At 42.7% G+C, this 14,367-nt stretch carries 14 protein-coding genes; 8 read left to right on the top strand and 6 right to left on the bottom strand.

Features of this window, described 5'->3' with window-relative positions; all coding sequences use genetic code 11:
- Positions 1-139: 139 nt before the first annotated feature.
- From H6F77_RS17815 to H6F77_RS17800, 4 genes are all read left to right on the top strand, one after another.
- Complete coding sequence (locus H6F77_RS17815) at positions 140-1,045, top strand: phytanoyl-CoA dioxygenase family protein (protein ID WP_190489881.1); 906 nt, start codon at positions 140-142, stop codon at positions 1,043-1,045.
- 180 nt (positions 1,046-1,225) lie between these two features.
- Complete coding sequence (locus H6F77_RS17810) at positions 1,226-2,299, top strand: polysaccharide pyruvyl transferase family protein (protein WP_190489880.1); 1,074 nt, start codon at positions 1,226-1,228, stop codon at positions 2,297-2,299.
- 38 nt (positions 2,300-2,337) lie between these two features.
- On the top strand, positions 2,338-3,351 hold the full coding sequence (locus tag H6F77_RS17805; RefSeq protein ID WP_190489879.1) for a nitroreductase family protein: 1,014 nt from the start codon (positions 2,338-2,340) through the stop codon (positions 3,349-3,351).
- A 17-nt stretch (positions 3,352-3,368) separates the two neighbouring features.
- Positions 3,369-4,628 carry a glycosyltransferase family 4 protein gene (locus tag H6F77_RS17800; RefSeq protein ID WP_190489878.1) on the top strand — a complete coding sequence of 420 codons (1,260 nt, stop codon included), beginning with the start codon at positions 3,369-3,371 and terminating at the stop codon, positions 4,626-4,628.
- Between the two features lie 263 nt (positions 4,629-4,891).
- Here H6F77_RS17800 and galE read toward each other — a convergent pair whose 3' ends face one another.
- From galE to H6F77_RS17780, 4 genes are all read right to left on the bottom strand, one after another.
- Positions 4,892-5,899: a UDP-glucose 4-epimerase GalE gene (galE, locus tag H6F77_RS17795; RefSeq protein ID WP_190489877.1), complete on the bottom strand. Its 1,008-nt coding sequence runs from the start codon at positions 5,897-5,899 to the stop codon at positions 4,892-4,894.
- Between the two features lies 1 nt (position 5,900).
- Positions 5,901-6,839 carry a hypothetical protein gene (locus H6F77_RS17790; protein ID WP_190489876.1) on the bottom strand — a complete coding sequence of 313 codons (939 nt, stop codon included), beginning with the start codon at positions 6,837-6,839 and terminating at the stop codon, positions 5,901-5,903.
- Between the two features lie 99 nt (positions 6,840-6,938).
- Entirely contained in the window at positions 6,939-7,091 is a 153-nt protein-coding gene (locus H6F77_RS17785; protein ID WP_190489875.1) for a hypothetical protein, read from the bottom strand.
- Between the two features lie 190 nt (positions 7,092-7,281).
- The gene (locus tag H6F77_RS17780) at positions 7,282-8,214 is read right to left on the bottom strand and encodes a hypothetical protein (RefSeq protein WP_190489874.1); all 933 of its coding nucleotides are present in this window, start codon (positions 8,212-8,214) and stop codon (positions 7,282-7,284) included.
- 139 nt (positions 8,215-8,353) lie between these two features.
- Between H6F77_RS17780 and H6F77_RS17775 the strand changes: the two genes are divergently transcribed.
- The 4 genes from H6F77_RS17775 to H6F77_RS17760 all read left to right on the top strand — a co-directional run bounded on the left by H6F77_RS17775 (position 8,354) and on the right by H6F77_RS17760 (position 12,466).
- Complete coding sequence (locus H6F77_RS17775; RefSeq protein WP_190489873.1) at positions 8,354-9,250, top strand: glycosyltransferase family 2 protein; 897 nt, start codon at positions 8,354-8,356, stop codon at positions 9,248-9,250.
- Between the two features lie 54 nt (positions 9,251-9,304).
- Positions 9,305-10,459, top strand: coding sequence for a glycosyltransferase family 4 protein (locus H6F77_RS17770; RefSeq protein ID WP_190489872.1), 1,155 nt, complete (start codon positions 9,305-9,307; stop codon positions 10,457-10,459).
- Positions 10,456-11,532: an NAD-dependent epimerase/dehydratase family protein gene (locus H6F77_RS17765; protein ID WP_190489871.1), complete on the top strand. Its 1,077-nt coding sequence runs from the start codon at positions 10,456-10,458 to the stop codon at positions 11,530-11,532. Before H6F77_RS17770 ends, H6F77_RS17765 begins: the two co-directional genes overlap by 4 nt.
- A 127-nt stretch (positions 11,533-11,659) precedes the next feature.
- The gene (locus H6F77_RS17760) at positions 11,660-12,466 is read left to right on the top strand and encodes a WecB/TagA/CpsF family glycosyltransferase (RefSeq protein WP_190489870.1); all 807 of its coding nucleotides are present in this window, start codon (positions 11,660-11,662) and stop codon (positions 12,464-12,466) included.
- Between the two features lie 33 nt (positions 12,467-12,499).
- Here H6F77_RS17760 and H6F77_RS17755 read toward each other — a convergent pair whose 3' ends face one another.
- Positions 12,500-12,919 carry a secondary thiamine-phosphate synthase enzyme YjbQ gene (locus tag H6F77_RS17755; RefSeq protein WP_190489869.1) on the bottom strand — a complete coding sequence of 140 codons (420 nt, stop codon included), beginning with the start codon at positions 12,917-12,919 and terminating at the stop codon, positions 12,500-12,502.
- Positions 12,920-13,089: 170 nt separating this feature from the next.
- A complete protein-coding gene (locus H6F77_RS17750) occupies positions 13,090-14,175 on the bottom strand; it encodes a glycosyl transferase (RefSeq protein ID WP_190489868.1) in 1,086 nt (361 codons plus the stop codon).
- Positions 14,176-14,367 lie beyond the last annotated feature (192 nt).

Raw genomic sequence — 14,367 nt, 5'->3', positions numbered from 1 at the left:
GTACCTAGCAAATTTTGATGTTTGTGCAACGAAGCAATCTGCTGAGGAGTTTGAGCTTGTAATGTAAAACACTCCTACTTCCTCTATTCCACAACCTTGAGTTAAATAGTAAATCAAGATTATGGAGGTTTTGGCGAACGTGAACAATTCTAAGCAATACTATGACGAAAACGGATACTATATATTCCGCAAGCTCATACCCGGTTACTTGATTGACAAGCTATTAGAGGAATATAAAACTAATATATTACCTTCAAAAGCCCCTTTTTTTAGACAATCAAGCAATAAATGGGAAAGCCACAAAATTTCTAATCATGGCTATGCTGAAGAATCATTCCTAAACGTTCACGATTACCCCAATTATCCAGCCTTTTGCGATGCAGCGAAAAACATTTTTTGCAGCCCAGAAGTGAAGAAAGCACTGGCAGAAATTACAGGATATGAAGAACATAATCTTGTACAGTCGATGCTTTTCGATATGAATACGGCTACACCAGCTCATCAGGATTGGTACTACCTAGATTCAATGCCACCAGGCCATTTGTTGGCAGGATGGTTTGCACTAGAAGATATCCAAGAAGAAGCAGGACGGTTTTACGTTTTGCCCAAGTCTAATATGCTTGATATGGAATTGACGGAAGATGAAAAAGCTTCCAATGGCCCTTACCTAAAAAAGGTGAAGGGATATTTAGATTCTCATCTAAGCCAAATAAGTGCGCCTGCGCTGCAAAAAGGAGATGTGTTGTTCTGGAATTCGAGGACAATTCATGGTTCTTTGCCAACCAAAAATACTCAATATTCTAGAAAGTCTCTGACAGCGCATTATTTGCCTAGCAACTATCAAAGTGGTAGCCGATATGCAACAACTCCTAGCGCTGTAGATTATGCTACATATAATGGGATGAAGTATCGGTTGGTTCCTTCTGCACAAAAAAAATATTCGCTGGGTGCAAAGCTGAAGACTGATTTGTTGCAGTATTTGTGGTATCGGCCAAAACTAATGCGTATGGCTCAAGCTGTTAAGAGGATAGTAAAAAAATCTTAGCAGTAAATTGATGCAAAATCGCTACCTAGAGTGACCGCTTGACGTGATTTGGCCACTCTTAACTTATCTTGGAAAGATAAAAAGGCGAACAAAGGCAAATGTAGCCTTGCTCTAAATAAAGGTTACAGCAACTCAACAAGATTCTACAACTCTTACATTAGGCGAAAATAGGCAAATAAAATGACGAAGGTAGGAATACTAACTTATCACTGTACAACTAACTTTGGTGCCACGCTCCAAGCTTATGCTTTGTCTCAAGTAGTTAAGGGGCAGGGATATGATGTTGAATTTATTGATTATCGTCCTACTCAGTTGATGGCGTTGTTTAGAAAAAATCTTTATTTTAGTGGAAAATTATTATTTCATAGAAATTTTATAGCGAACGCTGTAAGGGCTAAAAAGATGAGAGAGTTTTTGCTTTCTCAAATGGAGTTGAGTGAAAAAACATATACAAATAGAGAAGAATTAAAAACCGGGAATCATCAATATGATGTAGTGATATGCGGAAGTGATGAAATATGGAATATTCAATCGCCATTTACAGGATTTGATCCATCTTATTTCTTTGATTTTATTTCACCTAGCAATACTCGCAAAGTGAGCTATGCAGCTAGTTTTGGCTCTACAGATAGCTTAGGAAATTATAAAGAAGCAGTATGTCAGCTACTGCAACAATTTCACGCGATCGCAGTCAGAGATAGCAATAGCGTAAAACTTGTTAGCCACTGCAATCTAAACGCTACCAAAGTTCTAGATCCAACTTTACTGGGCGATTACAGCAAAATCATTAAAATTCCCAAAGTAGACAAAAAATATATTCTAGTATATGGAGGTCTAACTAAAGAAGAAAGCAATTATGTGAAAACAGTAGCCGCGAATGAAGGCTTAGAAATTATTTCGGTTGGAGAACCTTGGAAGTATGCACCAAAAGCAAACTATGTGGGAGCGGGTCCAGGAGAATGGCTTGGCTACTTTTACGGTGCATCATATGTTTTTACAAACTTTTTCCACGGCTCTATATTCTCAATTATTTATAAAAAACCTTTTACGGTTTTTAGTAGAAGCGATAAATCGATCAAGGTGGTCGATTTATTAACCGAGTTGGGAATACCGGAGCGAATAGTAACAGCAGATATGCTTCCCAAACTTGATAAAAAATTAAATACCAACCTCAATTTGGACTATACAAAGCTGCAAGAGAAGATAGAAGCTTCTAAAGACTATCTCTATAAAGCTCTGTCTAGCCAAAAGTAAATATAAGTGACTGAAAAAATAGATGTAGGAGAAAAAAGATGAAAAGTATAATCAAGCGCCTAGTACCAGAATCTGCCAAAAAAACGTTTTACAAGATACGCTTTGCCCTGAAACTGGCTAAAAATTACTACTATGATTTCAAAAGATACCTAAAATTTTCATCAACCTATGACCCCTATCAGTCAAAGATTAGACATCAAGGACGGATTCTGGCAACTTATCACGTCATTGAAAAAGGCTTGTCTTTGAAAAGTCCTAGAGTAGGCTTTGGTGTAGATGTAGTTAATTATTTAGTGCGTCTGCTCACAGAATATCAAGAGAAGTATGGTTTGGATGAAGCTGGGCAAGTTGCGCTGAACACTTTGTTCTCTTATTACAATTACAATCTAAGTCAGGGTTTAGATAATCAAGAGTTATATAAAAATATAACTGAAATAAAAAATAAAATTCCCAAGGAAGTGAATATTGTAACAGATGGAGGCGTAATTAAAGTTACAAAAGAACAAATAAAAGAGGCAGCTAATGTAAATTTCAAAGAATTTGTCAACGCCAGACATAGCATTAGGAATTTCGATACTAACAACGATGTGGATGTCAGATTGATTGAGGAGGCAGTATCTATAGCGCTGAAAACTCCTTCAGTTTGTAATCGGCAAACATGGAAGCTACATCTTTTTAGTGATGATGATATAAAAAGAAAAGTTTTGAGCCATCAAAATGGCAATCGCGGCTTTGGAGATACTGCTAGTAAGGTATTAGTAGTTACTACGGACCTGAATTTATTTATTGAGCCTGCGGAACGCAATCAATGTTGGGTTGATGGGGGTATGTTTGCCATGTCTCTAATTTATGCCTTACATTCCCTGGGTGTAGGTACGTGCTGCCTGAACTGGTCTGCAACTTACGAAAGAGACCAAGCCGTGAGAGTCGATGCCGGGATTGGAGAATCTGAGGCAATTATAATGATGATAGCCGTTGGTAATTTGCCTGACTCTTTGAATGTGGCGCGGTCTTCAAGAAGAAAAATTGAAGAAGTATTGACTGTAAACTGAGGAGATAAAATTCTGGCGTGAAGGTTTTGCATCTGAGTAATTCTGATACTGGAGGGGCGGGCCGTGCAGCTTATCGATTGCATAATGGCTTACAGGGAATCGGTATAGATTCCCAGATGCTGGTGCAATTTAAGGAGAGTGACGATAAAACTGTCTTGGCTTCACAGAAAAGTGTAGATAAACTGGTTGGTAAGTTAAAACTAACTGAATATTTAGATGAAGTGCCAGCGAAGTTTTATCGCCAGCGCGATCGCACTGATTTTTCTATAGAGTGGGTTCCTGATGCAATCGCCGACCGAGTGGCGAAATGCCAGCCAGATGTTATAAATATCCACTGGATTTGCAAAGGGTTTCTACAAATTGAAACTATCGCTAAATTAAATAAACCCTTGGTCTGGACTTTACACGATATGTGGCCGTTCACTGGGGGGTGTAACTATGCGGCAGATTGTACGAAATATACTGATTCGTGCGGTGCTTGTCCTATACTACATACCAGCAAAGAAAACGACTTATCGCGCTGGGTATGGCAGCGCAAAGCTAAAAGCTGGAAAAATATTAAGCTAGCCCTTGTTTCTCCCAGTCAGTGGTTGGCTGAATGTGCCAAAGCTAGTTCTTTATTCAAAGATGTGCCCATCGAGGTAATTCCTCATGGCATGGATATTCAAAAATACAGGCCAATTCCAAAAGAAGTGGCGCGATCGCTCCTTAACTTACCTCAAGATAAGCAACTTGTCCTGTTTGGAGCAATATATACCAACGCTCCCCGCAAAGGACTTCAGCTACTTCAGCCAGCCTTGCAAAGCCTCAGCCAGTCGGGATGGGGGGATAAACTCGAACTCGTTGTTTTTGGTTCATCTAGGCCAGAAAATCCCATCGATACGGGTTTTAAATCCCACTATCTAGGCAGATTTACCGACGATATTTCTCTAGCCGTAGTCTATTCAGCCGCCGATGTTATGGTAGTGCCATCAACCCAGGAAGCTTTCGGACAGACAGCCTCCGAGGCATTAGCTTGCGGTACGCCAGTTGTAGCTTTTAATGCCACAGGATTAAAAGATATAGTTGAGCATCAGCAAAGTGGATATCTTGCTCAAGCTTATAAAATTGAAGACTTAGCGGCGGGAATTGCCTGGGTGCTAGAAAATCCGGAACGACATCAAAAACTGCGCGATCGCTCTCGTCAGAAAGCAGAACAAGAATTTACCCTGGAACTCCAGGCAAATCGCTACTTGTCTGTTTTTAAAAGCTTGTCTATAAATTCAAGTTCCCCATGACAGGTATCTCGCTAGTCCCTTACTGTGAAAATTTGGGTAGTGGTAAATATGTAGTAATAACCACCTAAATTGGCAACCATTCATTAATAGAATCTGATAAAACAAATAAATGTAAGATGGGCTAGCGGGCAAGCATTCCTTCCACCGAAATTCCGCTATGCGCGATCGCCCAATCAACCTTTTGTAGAAAAAGCAGAAAGCTGCTTATACAGTAGGTAGCAGCCCAAGATATAAAATATTTGCACTTGGGCTGCGATTTTCTGCTATTCAACCAAACTATGACGCTTGAGATGCCACTGCCAAGCATGAGACAAAATTTCCTTTAGGTCTGAATATTGAGGATTCCAACCTAAAATTTTTCTAGCCTTGTCGCCACTCCCTACAAGAGCAGGCGGATCTCCAGGGCGGCGATCGCCCTCTACAGTTTTAATCTCCTTTCCACTTACCTGCTTTGCTGTTTCAATCACTTCTCTAACAGAAAAGCCATTGCCATTGCCCAAATTAAATACTTCAGTATTGCCGCCCTGCAACAAATACTCCAATCCCAGAACGTGAGCATCGGCTAAATCGGTAACGTGAATGTAGTCGCGAATGCAAGTTCCATCAGGGGTGGGGTAATCAGTGCCAAAAATAGATACAGATTCCCGTTTGCCTAAAGCCGCCATTAACGTCAGCGGTATCAAGTGAGTCTCAGGATCGTGATCCTCCCCCAGCAATCCACTCGGATCTGCTCCAGCCGCATTAAAGTAGCGGAAACGCACTGATTTAAAGTCATAGGCGGCATCAAAATCAGATAGAATTTGTTCCACCATCAACTTACTAACCCCATAGGGATTGATGGGATTTTGGGGATGATCTTCCGGGATGGGAGTTGTATGCGGCGTGCCATATGTAGCGCAAGTCGAAGAAAAGACAAATTTCTTGATAGACGCCGCCAGCATTGCTTCTAGAAGCGTCAGCGTTCCTGACACATTGTTGCGGTAGTATTTGGCTGGATCGACAACAGACTCGCCCACGTAGGCATAGGCTGCAAAGTGCATTACAGCAGCTATCTGATGCGTGGAAAATAGACGATCTAGCAAGGCGCGATCGCTCGTATCCCCAACAACAAGTTCTACCTTCAGTACCTCCTCGACAATCTCCCGATGTCCATATACCAGATTGTCAAGAACCACCACCTCATATCCTGCTCGTTGGAGAGCTAAAACTGCATGGGAGCCGATGTAGCCGCCTCCACCAGTTACTAGAACAGTTGGCTTAACTTGTGACACTTTAATACTTTCCTGTTAGTTTTTTGCGAATCTTGTTCTTATAAACATATACATTTCGCTGCAAATCTTCTACTTGCAGCAAAGCCTCCGCGGCCAATCCGCTTGTTCCTGACGCATCTCGGAGAAACTTCCGCCGAAAGAAATTCATCGGTTCGGAGTAAGGGTTGGAACTTGACAAAGTTGGTTTCGGCCCGCACCAGTGAACTACGTTAGCCTCGTCCTTTAGGACAACTGGCCCTGTTTCCTCCATGGGGAAACGTTTTTTAGCGTGTTCTGAGGGAAAATCTGGCACTATGAACTGCATATCTTCTTGCCCCAAGCGCAGCCTGCCTTGATCCGCTGCGCGGAATATCATGTAGTTTAAGAACCCCATTTCTCCATACTTAAATACATTGGGGTGTGCCTTGTTGAAATCCAGTATTTCAACATACTCTTCTAAGGTAAAAATACCCTTCGTGCCGAAGAAAGTGCCCGTACAAAAATAATTATTTCGATGCTTTTGCCAGTTAAATTCCGGAAAATACTGCTCTATTTTCTCAAGATCAAAGAAATACTCAGTAATAGCTTCGTCAGAATACTCATTACAGGGTCGATCGATAATGAAGTCGTAATCCTGAAAATTGGCAAACTTCCGAATATTTCCCCAAATAACTGTATCCGCATCCAAGACTAGAAAGTTCTTCCACGGACTTTCCCAAAATGCGAGCATCTTGGTCTTTCCCCATCCAAAACTTTTTTCCCTTAGAACTCCATTACTAACGTTAAGATGATTGATTACAGTAACACTATAAGCTTTTTCTAGGTTACTGAGTGAAAAGGTTCCATCAACAATCAGACAAATCGGTACATCACCCAGGAAATGCCTGATGCTAGCGCAGGCTCCCTTAGCAAAAACATAATCCTGGTCACAACATACTACGATAACGCCAAAGTCTTCCATAAGACCTCTCTCTAATATCAAGAGCGTAGTTTACGCTCTTGATATTAGATGCTTTTCAAATAGCTGCATCTTTTATTAGTAAAACTGTCCTTGACTGCCCTAATTTCCAGTGGTGTTTATCAATTGAGGCGCAGGCTCGCCATCCTCCCCCAGCAATCGACTTGGCTCTACTCCAGAGTTACTAAAGTAAGAGAAAGTCACCCCTCTAAAAGCATAGTCTGCATCAAAATCCGACAGAGTTTGCTTCATCATAAAATTAATTGCCCCAGAACGATTAATGGCATTCTGGGGAGCATTTTCTGAGATAGGAACTATATGGAGCGCAAGTAGTAGAATATAAGCGATAAATCGCTTATATCACCAACAAAGAGCTAGAAGTGCATGGGAGCCGATGTTGCCGCCTCCACCAGTTACTAGAACAGTTGGTTTAACTTGTGACACTTTAATACTTTCCTGTTAGTTTTTTGCGGATCTTTTTCTTGTAAACATATATATTTCGCTGCAAATCTTCTACTTGCAGCAAAGCCTCCGCGGCCAATCCCGTTGTTCCTGATGCATCTCGGAGAAATTTCCGCCGAAAGAAATTCATCGGTTCGGAGTAAGGGTTGGAACTTGACAGAGTTGGTTTGGGTCCGCACCAGTGAACTACGTTAGCTTCGTCGTCTACGACAACTGGCCCCGTTTCGTTCATTGGAAAGCGCTTTTTGGCGTGTTCTTGGGGAAAATCTGGCACTAGGAACTGTATGTCTTCTTGTCCTAAACGTAGCCTACCTTGATCGGCTGCGCGGAATATCATGTAGTTTAAGAACCCCATGTCTCCATACTTAAATACGTTGGGATGTTTATCCTTGAAATCCAGTATTTCAATATACTCTTCTAAGGTAAAAATATCCCTCGTGCCAAATAATACAGCAGGACAGACAAAAGGCCTATTTTGCCAGTTAAACCCAGGAAAATTCGCTTCAAATACGGGTATATCAAAGAAATATTCTTGAACCGCTTCTCGGGAATAGTCAGAACAAGGGCGATCGATGATAACATCGTAATCTTTGAAATTTGCATATTTGAGGATATTTCCCCAAATTATGACATCTGCATCAACAAGCAAGAAATGTTTAAAAGGACTTTCCCAAAATGCAATCATTCTGGTAGTTCCCCAGCCAAAGCTTCTTTGTTTCAGAACATCATGGGTCATGTTCATGCGATTGATGACTTTGGCTCCATAAGCCTTTTGGGCATCAGCTACTGAAAAAGTTCCATCAACCAGCAGGCAAATAGGTACATCACCCAAGAAGTGCCTGATACTAGCGCAGACACCCTTAGCCATGAAGTAGTCTTGGTCACAACAGATCACGATGACGCCAAAATCTTCCATAATAAGTTATCCGATTTTTTTTGTAAGTGAGGTGCGGGTAGAAAGTCAATCTGGAAATAACTGGAGCGACTTGTTGTGGCCTCCGGCGGGTGCTATCTTTGCCATATTGTAGCAGTACCAAATTAACAAATATCTGCACATGAAGCACCTAAGTATAGCCGTACTGATAACTTGCCATAATCGCCGAGATAAAACATTGGCTAGTTTAGCCAGCCTCTTCAACCAGGTACTCTCAGAAGGGGTGACACATGACGTGTATCTAGTGGATGATGGAAGTACCGATGGGACAGCCGACGCGGTGCGCCAAGCTTATCCCGACGTTAAGATTATCCAAGGGAATGGCAACCTATTTTGGAATGGGGGGATGCGAGTGGCCTTTGAGTCGGCTGTAAAAACAGACCACGACTACCACCTCTGGCTAAACGACGACACCCTGCTTTACCCAGAAGCTCTGAAAACAATGGTTGCCACATCTAGGAGTTTAGCTGAACAAGGTTATGATCGAGCTATCGTAACAGGGTCTACTTGTGACCCCCAGACGGGTGTCCTCACCTACGGAGGTATGGTGCGAACGAGTCCGCTGCGACCCTTAAAGTTTTCCTTAGTAGAACCAGAAGAAGTGGCCAAGCGCTGTGACACGATAAACGGGAACTGCGTTTTAGTACCGCGAGAAGTAGTGCAATTGGTGGGCAACCTAGATCAGGGATTCAGCCATTATCTGGGAGATTTTGACTATGGTTTGCGATCGCAGCAACTGGGTTGTACAGTCTGGGTAGCTCCGGGCTATATAGGAACTTGTTCGCAAAACGCCCCCCCTCGCACCACCAAAAATTCCTCTGAACTTGGCGCTCAATTAAAGAAAATGGCGCAACCTAAAGGTTTAGCCGTCAAAGAACAAATCCTTTACCCCTTTGAGGAGTGGAAGGTTTTTGCTCAACGGCATGGAGGTATATTATGGCCAATTTATTGGTTGATACCTTACAGGAGGTTACTTTGGCTCTCACTTTTCGGCGGTCGGCAAGAAAAAGGCGCTTGATGCGCTTATTTTCTAATAGCCTGACTTGTCTTTAGATTTACTAAAGCTAGAAGTATGGACAATCTCCGCATTGCTTGGCTTATTCCTTCCGTAGAACTAGGAGCTTACTGGGTTCCTGTTTTAAGGGAATTCAAAAAGGTGTTTAAAAACACCATTTTTTATACTGGTCTAGTTTGGCCTGGATTCGATGCATCCGTTCCAGGTGCGGACACGATCAAGTTAGTCGGAGAAATGAAGTCTCTAGAGATGACTAAGACAGCGACGGGTTACGACCGTCGCTTAATGGTTGTTTCGCCAGGAATAGTTAATGAGTTAATCCGATTTAAGCCGGATTTGATTTTGGCTCAGGCTTTTTCTCTATGGACTCTGTTGGCACTGCTTTTGAAACCTGTATTTGGCTGGCGCTTTGTGATCATTTACGACGGAAGCTCGCCTAATTCAGATTTTCGAGATAATAAATTTCGTACTTTAGTGCGAAAAGCGATCGCCCGCTATGCAGATGCCTTTGTTGCTAACAGTCATGGGGCAAAAGAATATCTTATAGATGCTCTTGACGCACCTAGCGATCGCGTCTTCACCAGAATGTATTTGGTTCCAGATGCTGACGCTTTGCAGCAAAGCATTCAAAATGTCACTCCACCCGACACTGGCCTAAAACGTCCAATATTTCTTTACGTGGGACGAATTACAGCCAGAAAAGGAATCAAATCGCTGCTCGATGCCTGCGCTATTTTACAAACTCAGGGATACAGTGAATATACCCTGTTAATCGTTGGCGAGGGAGATCAGCGAGAGGAACTTGAAGCCTTCATCAAAGACCGGAATTTGACTAATAATGTAACGTGGGTAGGATGGGTCAATTATGGAAGTTTAGGAGCTTATTTTCAGCGAGCGGATGTTTTTGTATTTCCTACTTTTGAGGATATTTGGGGTATGGTTCCCCTAGAAGCGATGGTATTTGGCAAACCCGTTCTTTGCTCAAAATGGGCAGGAGCCGCTGAAACAATCGTTGAAGGAGAAAATGGTTACATTTTCGATCCGCACGATCCTCAAGAACTAGCCTCTGTTATGCGTCGTTTCTTAGACAATCCAGAATTGATACAGTCAATGGGGGAGAAATCGCAGCAGATGGTAGCTCAACATAGTGCAAAATCAGCAAGCGATTCTTTCGTAGAAGTTATATCTTTTGTTTACGGAGATAAAAAGTGAGCGTTGTTATCATTACGGGTTCAGCTGGTTTAATTGGCTCCGAAGCCGCTACATTTTTTGCCAAACAAGGCTTTGAAGTAGTAGGCATTGACAATAATATGCGTCGCGTGTTTTTTGGTGACGACGCATCCACAGACTGGAACCGACAGCAACTTGAGGGTTCGTTAGGTGCAAATTATCGCCATATAGATGTTGATATTAGGGATTTTGAAGCGATCGCCAACATTTTTAAAGAGTATGGTTCCAACATTTCCTTAGTTATTCATACAGCTGCTCAACCTTCCCACGATTGGGCGGCGCGGGAACCTCTGACGGATTTTACCGTCAATGCTAATGGCACGCTTAATCTTTTAGAAGCCACCCGCCAATATGCTCCCGCCTCTGTCTTTATCTTTACTTCTACCAACAAAGTTTACGGCGATACACCCAATCGTTTACCCCTTATCGAACAGGAATATCGCTGGGAAATTGACCCCAGCCATACCTATGTAACGGGTATCCGAGAGGATATGTCTATTGATCAAACCCTACACAGTTTGTTTGGCGCATCTAAAGTAGCCGCTGATGTTCTAGTACAGGAATATGGACGCTACTTTGATATGAAAACTGCTTGCTTTCGCGGCGGATGTCTCACTGGCCCCAATCACTCTGGAACTCAATTGCACGGCTTCCTCGCCTACTTGATGAAGTGTACTGTAATTGGCAAGCCCTATACAGTGTATGGATACAAAGGCAAGCAAGTCCGCGATAATATTCATAGTGCCGATCTGATTGCAGCATTTTATGAGTTTTTCAAGGCTCCGCGAGTGGCAGAAGTTTACAACGCCGGGGGCGGTCGATACAGCAATTGCTCAATGCTCGAAGCAATCCAATCGTGCGAAAAAATTGCTGGACGAGAACTCAATTGGACTTATGCCGAAAGCAATCGTATAGGCGATCATATTTGGTGGGTGAGCGACAACGGGAAATTTAGTAAGCACTATCCTGACTGGAGCCAGAAATATAATGTAGACCAGATATTGCAGGAAATTTACGAATTCAACAAAGAACGTTGGCACAAAGAATCAGCCTAATGATGAATACAAGAAAGCAAGATTTGCTTCATACTTCTTGTGCCTGTGCTTTGAACATAAACGTCTGGCAGATATTGCAGGCTACTGATAAATTAAACAAAGGACGCTGGCGAGAAGAGGGGATTTCATGATAGATGCAGGTAAGAAAAATCTCTTGGGCGTTTGGGTAAATGCGGTTGATTACGAGGCAGCTGTAAACAAAATCATCACAGCGGCCAAGCAGCAGAAAAAAATGAGCGTTTCCGCGCTGGCTGTACATGGCGTGATGACCGGAGTTTTGGACGAAATCCATCGCTATCGTCTGAATCATCTGGATCTCGTATTGCCAGATGGTCAACCAGTACGCTGGGCGTTGAATTGGCTTTATAAAGCCCAACTTCCAGATCGAGTATGCGGGCCTACGACAATGTTGCTCGTATGCGAAAAAGCAGCAGAAGAAGGGTTGCCAATTTACTTGTATGGCAGTCGTCCAGAAGTGCTTGAAGATTTATCAAAGAATCTTTGCACCCGTTTTCCTAAACTCAAAATTGCTGGTTCTCAGCCTTCTAAGTTCAGACAAGTTTCTGCTGAAGAAAAGCTGGAAATTGTCGAACAGATTCGCCAAAGCGGTGCAGCTATTACCTTCGTGGGTTTGGGGTGTCCCAGACAAGAGGTATGGGTTTACGAATATGGCGACGCTTTATCCATGCCTGCGATCGCTGTCGGCGCTGCTTATGATTTCCATGCTGGCAACTTGCCAAAAGCCCCAGAATTCCTGGCGCAAATAGGCATGGAATGGTTTTATCGCCTTTTGCAAGAACCAAAGCGTCTTTGGAAGCGTTACATTTACTTGAATCCTCTTTATCTCTGGCTGTTAACTTTACAGATGTTAAAGTTAACCTACTTCGATCCTAAAGAAGCCACTCCTCCAGAGCAAGAAATGCGTTACGGCTAAGATGTAAAAACGTTGAATTCAACGTCTTTATATTTAATTGCCGCTGATGTGAACAACAACCTCACGGAGTTGTCCGCGTTGGCGATGTTCCCAGATGTAGATTCCCTGCCAGGTTCCTAATAGCAACTTTCCCCTGGCAATGGGGATCTGCTCTGAGGTGTGGGTGAGCGCAGTGCGGATATGCGCTGGCATATCATCTGGCCCTTCGGCGCTGTGAATGTAGCTTTTACCATCCTCTGGTACCAGTTTAGCTAGGAAGTTTTCTAGATCCTTAAGAACATCAGGATCGGCATTTTCTTGGATTATCAAACTTGCAGAAGTATGGCGTAGAAATATAGTACAAAGCCCTATCTCTATTTCCGACTCTGCAACAATTGCTTGAACTTTGGAAGTTATTTTGCTCAGAGATTTGCCCGGAGTTTGAACTTTTAGTAATTGTTGGTAGTGGCTCATATCAACTCCTATTGAATACTTATATTATCTGGCAGATTGCTGCTTGTTAACTGACAATCGCTCGATTTAGATTGGCGATCCGCAATAATTAAATATGGAACTATATTTATCAAAGATAATCAACCTATAAATAAAATACTATCTCTTGGGTAACTGATATCTGACAGCTATTAGCTATTGACCTCAAAATAGCTTAGAACGGCTCTAGCGATCGCCTGATTTCCCTCCTTATCCAAAACAGTAGATAGCCTGGGTGAATGGGGCTGTTGATGTAGAAACTCCCAACTGCCCTGAAAAAACTCAGCTGGCGGCAAAATTTGATGATATGCATAATTCTCGATACCTTCTAATAACACCTTAGCTTCAGCAAAGTCTTCGCGGGTTATCGAAACTATAGGAATCTCCAAACGCAAGGCTTCGGCAAAGGTACTGTAACCAGGTTTGGAAACTATGCGCCCGCATATAGGTATGAAATCAACCGGACGGTACTGACGATCGGTAATTTTGATTAAATTGGGTAGATCGGGGGCAAAGTAATCAAATGTGATGAACTGCCAATCGGGAAATTGCTGCAAATTATTGTAGGGAATTTCTTGCAGCCCCAGCCCGCCAAAAGTAAGCAACATAGTCTTATCCGCAGGAGCCGTAATATTAAATTTAGCCCTTAATTCCTCGGTCGCATAGCGGGGGGTACCGCCAGTTAAGCCGACATCTGTAATGGTGTGGAAAGCACTCATTGGTTCGTGGAGAGGGAGGCGAAACAAGCGATCGCACTTTTTGTAACAATTACTAATCCAATCGGCCATTTCACTAAACTCCCCTCCCCAATCTCGGTATATAAAGTCCCAGCCGAAATTACTCATCATCCAACACGGAATCGCAGCAGCAGAAGCAATTTCTGTAGCCAGCGGTGGCATATCTGCCAAAATCAAACCCACGCGATTTTGCCGGATAAAATTAACCTCGCCCGCCACAATAGATCTTTCCTGTTTGCGAATCTGGCGCAGTTTTTCTAGCGTGGCGTCTTTATCCATATTCAGGCTATCTGACTGGATGACGCCAACATCAAAAGCACGCTGGCGATGAATAAAATCGCCCTGAATGTAAGACTCTAGCAACCAACGCGGTGCAGTTGTCACAAGCATCAGTAAAATTTCTGGACACAAGCGCTGAATTTCCGCCGCGAGGGAACACGCCCGGACAGCATGACCGAAGCCGTGACTGGTGATAGCCAGATACAAAATTGGTCGAGACATAAAAATTTTAGATTTTAGATTTTGGCTTTTGGATTAGTATCAAATCCGGCTGAGTAACCCTAATTAGGCATAAGCCGCATATTTCAAATTCCTTGGTACGAAATTTTAATTTTGCATAGTGGTGGCAATTAACCGCATTTGATATAGCAGTTTTAAAGGATTCGCCCTGCGAGATACCCGACAACTCCTGTG

The organism is Microcoleus sp. FACHB-831 (assembly GCF_014695585.1).
Taxonomy (GTDB): domain Bacteria; phylum Cyanobacteriota; class Cyanobacteriia; order Cyanobacteriales; family FACHB-T130; genus FACHB-831.
Note: the sequence above shows the minus strand (reverse complement) of the source record. Positions and strands in the feature narration are given on the sequence as shown.

Coding starts and splice junctions, on each gene's coding strand:
- H6F77_RS17750 (WP_190489868.1), bottom strand. CDS start 14,175: ATGTCTCGACCAATTTTGTATCTGGCTATCACCAGTCACGGCTTCGGT.
- H6F77_RS17775 (WP_190489873.1), top strand. CDS start 8,354: ATGAAGCACCTAAGTATAGCCGTACTGATAACTTGCCATAATCGCCGA.
- H6F77_RS17810 (WP_190489880.1), top strand. CDS start 1,226: ATGACGAAGGTAGGAATACTAACTTATCACTGTACAACTAACTTTGGT.
- H6F77_RS17805 (WP_190489879.1), top strand. CDS start 2,338: ATGAAAAGTATAATCAAGCGCCTAGTACCAGAATCTGCCAAAAAAACG.
- H6F77_RS17780 (WP_190489874.1), bottom strand. CDS start 8,214: ATGGAAGATTTTGGCGTCATCGTGATCTGTTGTGACCAAGACTACTTC.
- H6F77_RS17770 (WP_190489872.1), top strand. CDS start 9,305: ATGGACAATCTCCGCATTGCTTGGCTTATTCCTTCCGTAGAACTAGGA.
- H6F77_RS17755 (WP_190489869.1), bottom strand. CDS start 12,919: ATGAGCCACTACCAACAATTACTAAAAGTTCAAACTCCGGGCAAATCT.
- H6F77_RS17760 (WP_190489870.1), top strand. CDS start 11,660: ATGATAGATGCAGGTAAGAAAAATCTCTTGGGCGTTTGGGTAAATGCG.
- H6F77_RS17785 (WP_190489875.1), bottom strand. CDS start 7,091: ATGATGAAGCAAACTCTGTCGGATTTTGATGCAGACTATGCTTTTAGA.
- H6F77_RS17790 (WP_190489876.1), bottom strand. CDS start 6,839: ATGGAAGACTTTGGCGTTATCGTAGTATGTTGTGACCAGGATTATGTT.